The organism is Aquitalea palustris (assembly GCF_003693445.1).
Lineage (GTDB): Bacteria > Pseudomonadota > Gammaproteobacteria > Burkholderiales > Chromobacteriaceae > Aquitalea > Aquitalea palustris.
Genome location: NZ_RFAR01000055.1, coordinates 1 through 13,028, shown reverse-complemented (window position 1 = coordinate 13,028; position 13,028 = coordinate 1). Strand labels below are relative to the sequence as shown.

Genomic DNA, 13,028 nt, shown 5'->3' with positions numbered 1-13,028 from the left:
ACGGCCTGCCCACCGGCAGACCGTTTTACTGAGCAGCGCCTAGCACATCAGGCAGACACGCGTTCGCCCCACAAGTCGTGTTCGCTGCAATCAACGATATCCACTTCGACAAACTGGCCGGCTTCCAGGCCGACCGCATCATCGACAAACACCAGGCCGTCGATTTCCGGCGCATCGGCATAGCTGCGGCAAATCGCCGTGCCTTCGTCGTCGATTTCGTCCACCAGCACGGTCAGGCGCTGGCCAATGCGGGCTTCCAGCTTGCGGGCGCTGATTTCGGCCTGCACTTCCATGAAGCGTTCCTTGCGCGCTTCTTTCACCTCTTCCGGCACCTGATCGGGCAAGTCATTGGCGGTAGCGCCCTCGACAGCGGAATAGGTGAAACAGCCGACGCGGTCCAGCTGGGCTTCGCGCAGGAATTGCAGCAGCTCTTCGAAGTCTTCTTCGGTTTCGCCGGGGAAGCCGACGATGAAGGTGGAGCGGATCACCAACTGCGGGCAGATCTCGCGCCATTTCTTGATACGGGCCAGCACATTGTCGCTGTTGGCCGGTCGCTTCATCAGCTTCAGCACTTTCTGGCTGGCATGCTGGAAGGGGATGTCCAGGTAAGGCAGGATCTTGCCGTCACGCATCAGCGGAATCACTTCGTCCACATGCGGATACGGGTAAACATAGTGCAGGCGCACCCAGATGCCGTGCTTGCCCAGCTCTTCGCACAGCTCGGTCATGCGGGTCTTCACCGGGCGGCCATCATGGAAGCCCAGCTTGTATTTGACATCCACGCCATAGGCCGAGGTGTCCTGCGAAATCACCAGCAGTTCCTTGACACCGGCACGCGCCAGGCTGGCGGCTTCGCGCAGTACATCGTGTACCGGGCGGCTTTCCAGATCACCACGCATGGACGGGATGATGCAGAAGGTGCAGCGGTGATTACAGCCTTCGGAAATCTTCAGGTAAGCGTAGTGCTTGGGGGTGAGGCGCACGCCGACATCCGGCACCAGATCGACAAAGGGGTCGTGCGGCTTGGGCAGGTAGTTGTGCACCGCCGTCATCACCTCGTCGGTGGCATGCGGGCCGGTTACCGCCAGCACCGAGGGGTGTGCGCTCTGCACCACGCCATCCTTGGCGCCCAGACAGCCGGTGACAATCACCTTGCCGTTTTCGCTCAGGGCTTCGCCAATGGCGTCCAGCGATTCGGTGACGGCCGAATCGATGAAACCACAGGTATTCACCACCACCAGGTCGGCGCCATCGTAGGAGGAGGAAATTTCATAACCTTCCGCGCGCAGGCGGGTGAGAATCTGTTCGGAATCGCTCTGAGCCTTGGGGCAGCCAAGCGAAACCATGCCGATACGAGGAGCTTTGGACATGGGGGTGTAGTGCAAAAATGAAAAACGCCAGATTATACAGCCATTTGCCACTTGATACCCAAGCATGCTTGCGCGGCAAATGGCAATAGGGAATCGTCTGGCATCGCGGCTGGCTACAGCTGCTTTTGCGCTGAGTTTCCTGTGTGCATTTTCATCCCTGCAGCAGTTTGGCCTGCCTTCGCTCCGCCCCCCTGCCCTCTGCCCAGCGCTGGCTCAGCTGCTGCCAAAGCATCCTTGCTGTCTGATGCGGCAAGCAGCCCGTGCCGTATCAAGTAAACTGGCGCGATACAGATAGCCGTGTCAGCACGGCAAGAGGACGCAGCATGGAACTGAGACAATTGCGCTATTTCGTCAGTGTGGTGGCACAGGGCAGCATGGGGCGCGCCGCGCTGGAACTGGGCGTGGGAACATCGGCACTAAGCCAGCAGATCAGCCGGCTGGAGGGCGAGTTGTCCACCCGGCTATTGCAACGCACCTCCAGCGGCGTGCTGCCCACCGATGCCGGGCTGGCCTTCTGGCGCCAGGCGCAGCTGGCCATCCGCCATGCCGACGACGCCATGCGTGCTGCCCAGCTGGCGCGGCTGTCCGGCCATGTCAGCGTGGGCATGGCCCCCAGCACCACCGGCGTGCTGGGCCTGCCCTTCATGGCCGCCATGCGCGCACGCTACCCGGACATCCGCCTGCATCTGGTGGAAAACCTGTCCGGCAATCTGGCCACCATGCTGGGCGCACGCCAGCTGGATCTGGCGGTGTTGTTTCAGGAAGAGCGCACCCGGCGCTGGAGCGTGTTGCCGCTGCTGGATGAGCGGCTGTTCCTGATCTGCCGCCGCGACCTGCCCGCCGCGCCCGCGCAGGACCACATCAGCCTGGCCGAGCTGGGCGACATTCCGCTGATCATGCCCAGTGGCCCGCATGGTTTGCGCGCCTTGCTCAACAATGCCAGCCACCAGGGCGCACACGCGCTGAACATCAGCGCGGAAATCGACGGCCTGCCGCTGCTGATGGATGCGGTACGGGCCGGCTACGGTGCCACCATCCAGCCCGGCGCCGCCGTTGCCCGCCTGCCGGCGGAGGAATTCCGCCTGATCGACATCACCGACGCCAGCGTCAGCCGCCCCAATCTGCTGGTGAGCCTGTCCGATGACGAGCTGTCCCCGGCCGGGCTGGCCACCCGCGTGGTGCTGCAACAAGTGGCCAGCGAACTGGCCAGCAGCGGCCAGTGGCCGGGAGCCACTGTTTACAAACGCTAAATACCTGTTGCCCGATCCGCTCTGGCGGCCGGGCTGAGGGCTTTTTACAGTCTCCGCTTGTCTCAGGGAGGCTGTACCCATGTTTGATGTTTTGATCATCGGCGGCGGCAACGCCGCACTCTGCGCCGCACTGATGGCCCGCGAAGCCGGGGCCTCGGTGCTGCTGCTGGAGTCCGCCCCGCGCGCCTGGCGCGGCGGCAATTCGCAGCACACCCGCAATCTGCGCTGCATGCACGATGCCCCGCAAGACGTGCTGGTGGAGGCTTATCTGGAAGAAGAATACTGGCAGGACCTGCTGCGCGTGACCGGCGGCCAGACCGACGAAGCGCTGGCCCGGCTGGTGATTCGTGCCAGCGGCACCTGCCGCGACTGGATGCGCCGTCACGGCGTGCACTTTCAGCCCTCGCTGTCCGGCGCGCTGCATACCGCCCGTACCAATGCCTTCTTCATGGGCGGCGGCAAGGCGCTGGTGAATGCCTATTACCGCAGCGCGGAAAAACTGGGCGTGGTGATGCGCTACGACAGCGCGGTTGAGCGACTGGAATTGCAGGATGGCCGCTTTGTTGCCGCCCAGCTGGCTGGCGGCGAGCGCATCAGCGCGCGCAGCTGTGTGCTGGCGGCTGGCGGTTTCGAATCCAACCGCGAATGGCTGCGCAGCGCCTGGGGCCAAAACGATCAAGGCGACTGGCCGGCAGACAACTTCCTCATCCGTGGTACCCGTTTCAATCAGGGTGTGCTGCTCAAGTTCATGCAGCAGGCCGGGGCGGATATGGTGGGCGACCCCTCGCAATCGCACTGTGTAGCGATCGACGCCCGCGCGCCGCTGTACGATGGCGGCATCTGCACCCGGGTGGACTGCGTGTCGCTGGGCATCATGCTCAACCGCAACGCCGAGCGCTTTTACGATGAGGGCGAGGACTTCTGGCCCAAGCGCTATGCCATCTGGGGGCGGCTGGTAGCGCAACAGCCGCAGCAGATCGGCTATTCCATCATCGACTCCAAGGCCATTGGCCGCTTCATGCCGCCGGTATTCCCCGGCAACAAGGCCGATACCCTGCCGGAACTGGCGCGCCAGCTGGGGCTGGACGAGGCGCGCTTTGTCGACACCATCCAGCGCTACAACGCGGCCTGTCAGGCCGGGCAGTTCGACCACACCGTGCTGGACAACTGCCACACCAAAGATCTCACCCCACCCAAAAGCCACTGGGCGCTGCCGCTGGATACCCCGCCTTACTACGGCTACGCGCTGCGCCCCGGCATCACCTTTACCTATCTCGGCCTGAAAACCAATGCCGATGCCGCCGTGCACTTTGCCGGCCAGCCCAGCCCCAACCTGTTTGTGGCCGGTGAAATGATGGCCGGCAATGTGCTGGGCAAGGGTTATGTGGCCGGTATCGGCATGGCCATCGGTACTGCTTTTGGTCGTATTGCCGGCAGCCGTGCCGCCCAGGCTGCCGCGGCGGCTGCAAAAGGAATCTGACATGCAACAACTCACCCGCCTGATTGACGAGGCGCAGCAACTGGCCGCCGGCCAACCAGCTTCACTGCTGAACAGTGCCGAAGCCGAAGTGGCACGCGACCTGCAAATCTGTAATGCCTGCCGCTATTGCGAGGGCTTTTGTGCGGTGTTTCCTGCCATGACCCAACGGCTGGAATTCGGCCAGGCCGACATTCACTACCTGGCCAATCTCTGCCACAACTGCGGTGCCTGTCTGCATGCCTGCCAGTACGCGCCGCCGCATGAATTTGCCGTCAACATTCCCAAAGCCATGGCCCAGGTACGCCAGCAAAGCTATACCCGCTTTGCCTGGCCGGGCGCGCTGGGGCGGCTGTATCACCACGCCGGGCTGACCGTGGCACTGGCACTGGCTGGCGGCCTCGCGCTCTTCCTGCTGCTGTTGCAGGCACTGGCCCCCAGCGTGGACAGCGGCAATTTCTACGACTACTTCCCGCACCATCTGCTGGCCGGGCTGTTTGGCCCGGTATTCGGCTTTGCTGTACTGGCGCTGGGCCTGGGTGTGCGCCGCTTCTGGCGTGACATCAGCCCGGTTGCCGCGGATATGCCGGCGGTGCTGGATGCCGGACATGCAGTGGCCACGCTGAAGTATCTGGATGGTGGCCACGGCCAGGGCTGCACTAACGCCGACGATGCCACCACCCTGTGGCGGCGACGTTTTCACCACTTCACCTTCTACGGCTTCCTGTCCTGTTTTGCCGCCACCATCACCGCCACCGGCTACCACTATCTGCTGGGTCTGCCAGCCCCGTATGCGCTGGACAGCCTGCCGGTGCTGCTGGGCTGCGCCGGTGGTATCGGGCTGCTGATTGGCCCGGCCGGCCTGCTGTGGCTGAACCTGCAGCGCGACCCGCAGCATGGCGATGTACAGCAACGCCCGATGGACCGCGGCTTCATTGCCCTGTTGCTGCTCACCAGTGCCAGCGGCCTGCTGTTGCCGTTTGCCCGCCACAGCCATGTGCTGGGCAGCCTGCTGGCCGTGCATCTGGGCGTGGTGATGGCGCTGTTTATCACCCTGCCCTATGGCAAGTTTGCCCACGGTATTTTCCGCAGTGCGGCCTTGCTGAAATGGGCCATCGAGAAGCGTCAACGCCGCTGACTGTCCCTCAGTAAACATTCAGAAAAGCAATAAATACAACGCAACAGATGCAACAAAGGAGAGTACGCATGCAACAAGCGCCAGAGCGCCAGCACCCCGCCCAGTCCCGACTGGGTGCGGTACTGCGCGTGACCAGTGGCAATTTTCTCGAACAGTTCGATTTCTTTCTGTTCGGTTTTTATGCCACGTATATCGGCAAGGCATTTTTCCCCACCAGCAGCGAGTTCGCCTCGCTGATGCTGACTTTTGCTGTCTTCGGTGCCGGTTTCCTGATGCGCCCGCTGGGTGCCATCGTGCTGGGCAGCTATGTGGACCGGATTGGCCGGCGGCAGGGGCTGATTGTCACCCTGGGCATCATGGCCTGTGGCACGGTGCTGATTGCCTTTGTGCCGGACTACAGCCAGATCGGGCTGGCCGCGCCCTTGCTGGTGCTGCTGGGCCGACTGCTGCAGGGCTTTTCCGCCGGGGTGGAGCTGGGAGGGGTGTCGGTATACCTGTCCGAGATTGCCACGCCGGGCCACAAGGGCTTTTACACCAGCTGGCAGTCGGCCAGCCAGCAAGTGGCCATTGTGGTGGCGGCGGCCATCGGCTATGGCATCCAGCAATGGCTGAGCCCGGCACAGATTGCCGCCTGGGGCTGGCGTGTGCCGTTTTTCATCGGCTGCCTGATCATCCCGCTGATTTTCCTGCTGCGCGGCTCGCTGCAGGAAACCGATGCCTTCCTGGCGCGTCATCACCGCCCCAGCCTGCGTGAAATCTTTGCCACCATCGGTCTGCACTGGCGCACCATTGTGGCGGGCATGTTTCTGGTTTCGCTCACCACCACGCTGTTTTACTTCATCACCGTCTACACCCCCACTTTTGGCAAGAGTGTGCTGCACCTGAGCGCGCAGGACAGCCTAATCGTCACCCTGTGCGTGGGCCTGTCCAATTTCTGCTGGCTGCCCATCGGCGGCGCACTATCCGACCGCATTGGCCGCAAGCCCTTGCTATTGGGCATTTCGCTGCTGGCCTTGCTGACCGCCTACCCGGCCATGGCCTGGCTGGCGGATGGGCCCAGCTTTATCCGGTTGCTGACGGTATTGCTGTGGTTCTCGTTTTTCTTCGGCATGTATAACGGTGCCATGGTGGCGGCACTGACCGAGGTGATGCCGGTGTATGTGCGTACCGTGGGCTTTTCGCTGGCCTTCAGCCTGGCCACCGCCATTTTCGGTGGCCTGACCCCGGCGGTATCCACCGCGCTGGTGGAAATGACCCACAGCAAGAGTTCACCGGCCTGGTGGCTGTTGTTTGCCACCCTTTCGGCCTGCGTGGCCACGTTGCTGCTGTTTGCCCCGCAGCGGCGACAGCCTGCGGACTGACAGGCAGGTCATTTTCTCTGACAGCTGCTCCCGCACATTCCGCTGCCAAGAATGATGGGGGCGCTGCCTTGCGGTCTACGGTATCAGCAGCGGCTACCAGGATAGGAAGCGGCGAACCGCGGCTGAAAACCGCAGGCTACAAAAGAAAAAACCCGTCTGGAAACGGGCTTTTTTCAGTGTGATGGATCAGGACTTGCCTGCATCATCCTTGCCGGGCGGCACATAGCCCGGAAAAGTGAAACCACTGAACAACTGCTTGGTTTGTTCCTGCATGCGATTCTGCATTTCCAGGAACATGCCAGTACTCTGTTCCATATAGCTGGACATGACATTCTGGATCGCCGGACCCTGCAACTTCATGAATTCACCCCACATGGTCGTGTTGAACACGGCCTTGTCGCCGTACATGGCGCGGGTCTGTTCCTGCAGTTTCTGCTGCATCTGGCCGAACAGCTGCAGGTTCTTCTCCAGGAAGGGCCCCATCATGCCCTGCATGGCCTGACCATAAAAGCGGATGAACTGTGTCAGCACTTCGTAGCTGAACATCGGCATGCCGCCATTTTCCTCCTCCAGGATGATCTGCAACAGCACGCTGCGGGTGATGTCATCCTGTGATTTGGCATCGACAACCTGGATATCCACGTTTTCGAGTACCAGCTGTTTCACGTCTCCCAATGTGATGTAGGAACTTGTCGCCGTGTCATACAGGCGGCGGTTCGGGTACTTCTTGATGACCCTTTTTTCAACACTCATGTAACACTCCCGGATTATTGTCGTTGGTGTTGTGCACCCGCAATTTATCATAAATACAACAAGCTAGAGCAAAACTTCTATCCGCCTTGCGCCGTGCATGCTACATTTCACGCCTATTGTGCAGTGCAATATAAAACAAGAAAAAAAATCTCAGTCAACACAGAGCTTGTCGGTCTTTTCTACGAAATCTAATGATGAGGGTTAAAAACATGTTCAATACCAACGATCAACTCAGCAAAATCTCCCTGTCCGGCTTTGAAGCCGCCCTGCGCGTTGCCCAGATTTCCCTGGACAGCGCCGAGCGTCTGGTCAAGCTGAACCTGGAAGCTTCCAAGCAGACCCTGGAAGAAAACGTCAAGGTTGCCAAGGCACTGGCCGGCGCCGGTGATGCTCAGGAAGCCCTGAACCAGTTCAACCAACTGGCCAGCCAATCCGTGGACAAGGCCGTTGCCAATTCCCGCAACGTATACGAAATCGTATCCGCCGCGCAAAGCGAACTGTCCAAGCTGGCTGAAGAAAACCTCGGTAGCTTCAACAAGAACCTGATTACCGCACTGGAAGGTGCTGCCAAGAACGCCCCGGCAGGTTCCGACAATGCACTGAACGCCGTCAAGACCTCGCTGGCTGCTGCCGCTGCTGCCGTAAACAGCTTCAGCAAAGCTGCCCAGCAAGTTGCCGAATTCACTGACAGCAGCATCAAGGCTGCCAGCAGCGCCACTGCCGATGCCGTAAAGACTGCCACCAAGCGCGCCTGATTCACGGCCACGCTGACTGAAAAACCCCGCTTTGGCGGGGTTTTTTGCTTTGCATGATGCAAGCAGGCCGGCGCAGGTTTACAATTATTCCTTTAGAGTTCCAGCAAAGACCACAGGTTCAACGCATGAAAATCAGCAGCAACTTTGACGCAGGCAGCATCGAAATCGTTTCCATGGAGAGTTTCGACGACATCCAGCTGCGGATTCCACATGACAATGCCTCGGACTTTGCTCAATGGTTTTATTTCCGGCTGCAAGGCGCCGCCTATCAGGCATGTACGCTGCGCTTTCTCAATGCCGGCGAATGCGCCTATCCGGAAGGATGGACTGATTACGAGCTGATGGCATCGTACGACCGCATCAACTGGTTCCGCGTACCCGCGCATTTTGATGGCCAGACCATGACGGTTGAACACGTGCCGCTGGCCAATAGCGTGTATTACGCCTACTTCGAGCCTTACTCCCATGAGCAGCACCTGAACCTGCTGGGGCAGGCACAAGGATCGGGCCTGTGCCAGATTCATGATCTGGGCTTTACCGTACAGGGCCGCGACATCAATTTGCTGACCATTGGCCATGAAGTCGAGTCTGATCTGAAAATCTGGGTCACCGCTCGCCAGCACCCGGGTGAAACCATGGCCGAGTGGTTTGTCGAAGGTTTCCTGAACCGTCTGCTCGATCCGCTGGACGCTACTTCGCGCGCCCTGCTGGATAAAGCCACCTTCTACGTGGTGCCAAACATGAACCCGGATGGCTCCATCCTGGGTAATCTGCGCACCAATGCCGCCGGTGCCAATCTCAATCGCGAATGGCTGGCACCGTCGCAGGAAACCAGTCCGGAAGTACTGGTCGTGCGTAACAAAATGCTGGAAACCGGCGTTGACCTGTTCCTCGACATCCATGGCGACGAAAAGCTGCCCTATGTCTTTGTAGCGGGAACAGAAGGTGTACCTTCCTACGACGAACGCATCCGCCAGCTGGAAGACAAGTTCAAACACTACCTGATGGTGGCCAATCCGGACTTCCAGGATGAATTCGGCTATGACAAGGATGCCCCAGGCTCGGCCAATCTGAGCCTGGCCACCAACTGGGTTGGTGAAAACTTCAAGTGCCTGGCCTTTACCCTGGAAATGCCATTCAAGGACAATGCCAACCTGCCCGACGACGACTACGGCTGGAATGGCCAGCGCAGCCTGCGCATGGGCGAGGCAGCCCTGACACCAATTTACGCGGTGATCAACGAACTGCGCTGATCTCCTCGCAGCAAACAAAAAGCCGGAATCGCGATTCCGGCTTTTTCATTTCCCGCAGCATCTGCTCACATGGCCAGCGGCAACTTGTCCAGCGCCTTCACCAGCTCGATTTCAGCCAGACACCAATCACTTCCCTTTTCCAGCACTTTGCCCAAGGCGATCTGAAAATGCTTGCCACGCGCCGTCATGTAATACTGCCGGCCCAGGGTATACACCGAGATCGGCATGATCAGGGCATTGATACGACGCCCACCGCGATCAAAGGGTACAAACAAGGCAATATGCCCAGCCAGCCACACCATGTCGGGTGGCAAGGTGGGATCGATCAGCTTGCTGTCTGTCGGCCGGATGGAGGCGGCAACCGGTCGGGTACACAGTGTTTCCACCCCCAGATAGATGCGCTCCCGCTGATTGGCACGCTTGACCCGCCGTACCAGCCCCAGGCTCCAGTTGGCACTGTCAACATCGCGATAACCCACCAGGCTGCCCAGCGTCACCCATTCATTACCCAAGGAATCCAGTGTCACCCCAAGACCGCTCTGGCTGACATTTTCGACCGACCAGCGCAGGAACTCGTCACGCAATGGCTGGGCCGCCGGTGCGGCATCGCCGGTCATGGCCAGTGGAGCCAGCGCCAACGTACTGCGATCACGCTTGCGACTGGTAACAAAGCCATAGATGCGAATATTGGCTGCATCATCAAAACTGTCGTTGTCGGTATGCCGCGCCTGCGCCTGTATGGCCTCATCCGGCTGGCGAATCAGCCGGTGCAGGGTTGACAGGCGATGCGCCACTTCCAGATTGCGGTTTGTCACTGCAACACGCTCAGCGCGCTCGAAACGCATCGGCTTGGCCGACCATTCACGGCACAGCGTGTGCAGTAAACCGGCATCAATGCCAGGCTCGATCAATGGCTTGATTTCCGGCGGCACCCGCCCACCCTCCATCACGGTGGCCCAGCTATGGATGATTTCCACCATATTGGCGGTACTCCAGAAACGGGCAGACTCACTGACAAAGCTGGGGTTGGCACGTGCCGCCGGTTTGGCCTCGGCCAGTGTCACGGCAAAGCTGGCATCTTCATCATATTGCGGATGCAGCGACATGCGATTGGAAACCAGGCACAGCAGCTGGTAGGAGAAATTGAATTGGCGCAAGCTGAGATTGCCACTACTTAATAATGACAACATCAGCATGATCAGATATTGATCCTGTACCGTCGTCCCCGGACTGTCTTCGCCAAATAGGAATACTGGGGTCGAGTCAATACGCCGCTGCTCTGCCAAGCGATAAAGCTGGTTTACATTCAACCAGAAAACATCATCCGGGCTGAAATGCCGCAGATATTGCCAGCGGGCAAACTCGCCAAAAAAATGCATCATGCGTACCAATACCAATGGCAGCATGGCACGTATCCGCTCTTCTTGCTGCATGTCGGTATCGATAGACAAGGCTCGCTGATAAAACTCGAGAAACTGCTTGCCATAAGCGAGTATCTGCGAACGCAGCTGCCCTTCCAGCACCTTGGGCATACGGGAATTCATGAAATACTGCGTGCACAGATTGTCATGCAGCGGCTGAATTTCCAGATTAAGCGTCAATACGGCATCCAGCAAATCTGCCGTCACATGGGGAGACAAGGCATTGACCTCGGCCAGCATCTCGGTAATTCTCTCGTGCGCAGCCGCGCCATACTCTTGCTTGAGAGTATCGGCATAGGCCTTGGCAGCCGCTGCATTGGCCAAAGGATCTGACTTGTTCCTTGAGCCTCGGGAGAAAAAATCCAACATGGCGTAACTTTCAGTCTGTCATCATGACGGGATCAAGGCGAGCCCGGAGCTTGCACTAGTCGGCCATACCAGTATTTATACAAGCCGGCAAATCGGCAAGAAGAACTTGCACTTCAAAACAAAAAGCGCCCCTGCAGGCGCTTTTTGTCAGGCACTTGGAAGACAGTGTCACATCAGATAGCAAGATCTTCAAGCGTTTTGCCAGCAGCAAGCAGTTCCTGTACCCAAACCGGCTTGCGGCCACGACCAGTCCAGGTCAGCTCTGCATTTTCCGGATGACGATACTTGGCTTCAACCGGCTTGCGCACGGTGGCACCCACTTTGCCCAGAACCTCTTCCACGCTCAGACCATATGCTTTTGCCAGCTCGATGATCTGCTTCTTGGCCTTGGATTTTTCTTCAGATTCACGACGCTTGATTTCGTTTTCAACGTCGCTTTTCAATGCTACCAGCTCAGTAAAACTCAGATTGCTAATATCCATTTTGCCGCCCTTATTATTCAGTTGGAGAACCACTGATTCAATTTAGCCAAAAGCCCATCTACTAGTCAAGGCGAAGTGGTTAAATTTCAGTAAACAATGCAACAGTTTATTCATCCTGAGTAAGATACGGCAAGGCTAGCGCTTCCAGCGCATTGATATATTCAGCCTCCAGATAAATACCTTTATCCCAGCAGGCCGACTGCACCACGACCAAAGCCTCATATCTGCACTCTGCAACCTGACAAATAGCCGCAATCATACCGATAGACTGCTCAGGTAGTTCCGGGCTGAATAACTTGCTGCCCACCGCAGCAAATTGAGTCAGACTCGCCTTGTATAAACGTCGCTTGAGCTTACCCAGATACTGAGTACGGGCCACAATCTCCTGCCCAGGATAACAGCCCTTTTTAAAGCTGACAGCACCGATGACTTCCATATTTGCCATTTGCGGCACGAACTGTTCTTGCGTGGCCAATGTCACCCAGGCAATGCCGGCATCAATATCACGAATAGCCCAGGCAGCTGCAGACACGGCAACAGCATCCACATCCTGCAACAATGCTGGCAATGGTGAATCAAGCGCCGGGTACAGAAGATACCCCCCCTCCGGCAAGGCAATCGCGATATCCCCGCCCCGCTGCATTACCGCGAGTGGCTGCCGCTGCAGTGTGAAATATGCCTGTAGTACTTGCTCTGGCGCACTACCACGCAGGCCCGCCACTTGCACCTCAGGTGTATCCAGCAAGGTGACTTTCACTTTGGATCGCATGACAAACATCGTCAGGCGCTTGGCAATTGCGGCGGCAATATCAGCCGACAGCAGCAGATAATAATTATCCTCGTGCTGCCAGATAAGAAAGCTGGCCAGCATGCGGCCCTTGGCCGTGGAATAAGTGCTGAATTGCGCACGCGTTGCGCTGACATCGCGGATATCGGCAGAAAACTGCCCCTGCAGAAAGGTTTGCGCGTCCTCACCCGCCACCCGGATTATTCTCAGGTTATCCAGCAGTGCAAGTACATTGCCGCTACGCACGGCAGTGACTTGTGCCAGAAAATCGGAAAATGACAGCCGCCCCTCCTGATCGATCTGTCCCTGATTCTTGTCCACCCACGACTGCCACGGCTGCTTCATGTTGCGATACCTGTGATTAAGCACACTAAATTAGTCAAGAATTTTACTTTTTTCAGATCGTTCCTGCCAGCACCACTATGCAGCAGAGCGGCATGCCAAAGTGATATTCTTTTCACCTCATGCACTTAGTCGACACGCCGCCTCTGGTCGTTTAAAAAGCTGGCATTTTCCATGGGCAAAGCGTTGACAGGCCTGATTACCGTCGGTATAGTTCGCACTCTCTTGGATGTTCCCTGATAGCTCAGTTGGTAGAGCGACGGACTGTTA

The 13,028-nt window shown here is 58.4% G+C and carries 11 protein-coding genes; 6 read left to right on the top strand and 5 right to left on the bottom strand.

What is annotated here, in order from left to right; all coding sequences use genetic code 11:
* Positions 1 to 47: 47 nt before the first annotated feature.
* Complete coding sequence (gene rimO / locus EAY64_RS13435; RefSeq protein WP_059287546.1) at positions 48 to 1,370, bottom strand: 30S ribosomal protein S12 methylthiotransferase RimO; 1,323 nt, start codon at positions 1,368 to 1,370, stop codon at positions 48 to 50.
* 323 nt (positions 1,371 to 1,693) lie between these two features.
* Here rimO and EAY64_RS13430 point away from each other — a divergent pair, with 323 nt between their 5' ends.
* From EAY64_RS13430 to EAY64_RS13415, 4 genes are all read left to right on the top strand, one after another.
* Entirely contained in the window at positions 1,694 to 2,620 is a 927-nt protein-coding gene (locus EAY64_RS13430) for a LysR family transcriptional regulator (protein WP_103525260.1), read from the top strand.
* Positions 2,621 to 2,699: 79 nt separating this feature from the next.
* Complete coding sequence (gene tcuA, locus EAY64_RS13425; RefSeq protein ID WP_103525259.1) at positions 2,700 to 4,100, top strand: FAD-dependent tricarballylate dehydrogenase TcuA; 1,401 nt, start codon at positions 2,700 to 2,702, stop codon at positions 4,098 to 4,100.
* A gap of 1 nt (position 4,101) precedes the next feature.
* Positions 4,102 to 5,235: a tricarballylate utilization 4Fe-4S protein TcuB gene (gene tcuB, locus EAY64_RS13420; protein WP_103525258.1), complete on the top strand. Its 1,134-nt coding sequence runs from the start codon at positions 4,102 to 4,104 to the stop codon at positions 5,233 to 5,235.
* 68 nt (positions 5,236 to 5,303) lie between these two features.
* On the top strand, positions 5,304 to 6,596 hold the full coding sequence (locus EAY64_RS13415) for an MFS transporter (protein ID WP_103525257.1): 1,293 nt from the start codon (positions 5,304 to 5,306) through the stop codon (positions 6,594 to 6,596).
* A 186-nt stretch (positions 6,597 to 6,782) separates the two neighbouring features.
* Here the strand turns inward: EAY64_RS13415 and phaR are convergent, their stop codons facing one another.
* The gene (gene phaR / locus EAY64_RS13410) at positions 6,783 to 7,349 is read right to left on the bottom strand and encodes a polyhydroxyalkanoate synthesis repressor PhaR (RefSeq protein WP_059286019.1); all 567 of its coding nucleotides are present in this window, start codon (positions 7,347 to 7,349) and stop codon (positions 6,783 to 6,785) included.
* Positions 7,350 to 7,558: 209 nt separating this feature from the next.
* Between phaR and EAY64_RS13405 the strand changes: the two genes are divergently transcribed.
* Both EAY64_RS13405 and EAY64_RS13400 read left to right on the top strand, forming a co-directional pair.
* On the top strand, positions 7,559 to 8,104 hold the full coding sequence (locus EAY64_RS13405) for a phasin family protein (protein ID WP_103525256.1): 546 nt from the start codon (positions 7,559 to 7,561) through the stop codon (positions 8,102 to 8,104).
* 125 nt (positions 8,105 to 8,229) lie between these two features.
* Positions 8,230 to 9,357, top strand: a complete 1,128-nt coding sequence (locus tag EAY64_RS13400) for a M14 family metallopeptidase (RefSeq protein ID WP_103525255.1) — start codon at positions 8,230 to 8,232, stop codon at positions 9,355 to 9,357.
* Between the two features lie 65 nt (positions 9,358 to 9,422).
* Here EAY64_RS13400 and EAY64_RS13395 read toward each other — a convergent pair whose 3' ends face one another.
* From EAY64_RS13395 to ygfZ, 3 genes are all read right to left on the bottom strand, one after another.
* On the bottom strand, positions 9,423 to 11,102 hold the full coding sequence (locus EAY64_RS13395) for a cyclic-di-GMP receptor FimW-related protein (RefSeq protein WP_226034164.1): 1,680 nt from the start codon (positions 11,100 to 11,102) through the stop codon (positions 9,423 to 9,425).
* Positions 11,103 to 11,320: 218 nt separating this feature from the next.
* On the bottom strand, positions 11,321 to 11,629 hold the full coding sequence (locus EAY64_RS13390) for an H-NS histone family protein (protein WP_103525253.1): 309 nt from the start codon (positions 11,627 to 11,629) through the stop codon (positions 11,321 to 11,323).
* A 106-nt stretch (positions 11,630 to 11,735) separates the two neighbouring features.
* On the bottom strand, positions 11,736 to 12,761 hold the full coding sequence (gene ygfZ / locus EAY64_RS13385) for a CAF17-like 4Fe-4S cluster assembly/insertion protein YgfZ (protein WP_103525252.1): 1,026 nt from the start codon (positions 12,759 to 12,761) through the stop codon (positions 11,736 to 11,738).
* Between the last annotated feature and the right edge of the window lie 267 nt (positions 12,762 to 13,028).

Coding starts and splice junctions, on each gene's coding strand:
- EAY64_RS13400 (WP_103525255.1), top strand. CDS start 8,230: ATGAAAATCAGCAGCAACTTTGACGCAGGCAGCATCGAAATCGTTTCC.
- phaR (WP_059286019.1), bottom strand. CDS start 7,349: ATGAGTGTTGAAAAAAGGGTCATCAAGAAGTACCCGAACCGCCGCCTG.
- EAY64_RS13405 (WP_103525256.1), top strand. CDS start 7,559: ATGTTCAATACCAACGATCAACTCAGCAAAATCTCCCTGTCCGGCTTT.
- EAY64_RS13390 (WP_103525253.1), bottom strand. CDS start 11,629: ATGGATATTAGCAATCTGAGTTTTACTGAGCTGGTAGCATTGAAAAGC.
- tcuA (WP_103525259.1), top strand. CDS start 2,700: ATGTTTGATGTTTTGATCATCGGCGGCGGCAACGCCGCACTCTGCGCC.
- EAY64_RS13430 (WP_103525260.1), top strand. CDS start 1,694: ATGGAACTGAGACAATTGCGCTATTTCGTCAGTGTGGTGGCACAGGGC.
- tcuB (WP_103525258.1), top strand. CDS start 4,102: ATGCAACAACTCACCCGCCTGATTGACGAGGCGCAGCAACTGGCCGCC.
- EAY64_RS13415 (WP_103525257.1), top strand. CDS start 5,304: ATGCAACAAGCGCCAGAGCGCCAGCACCCCGCCCAGTCCCGACTGGGT.
- ygfZ (WP_103525252.1), bottom strand. CDS start 12,761: ATGAAGCAGCCGTGGCAGTCGTGGGTGGACAAGAATCAGGGACAGATC.
- rimO (WP_059287546.1), bottom strand. CDS start 1,370: ATGTCCAAAGCTCCTCGTATCGGCATGGTTTCGCTTGGCTGCCCCAAG.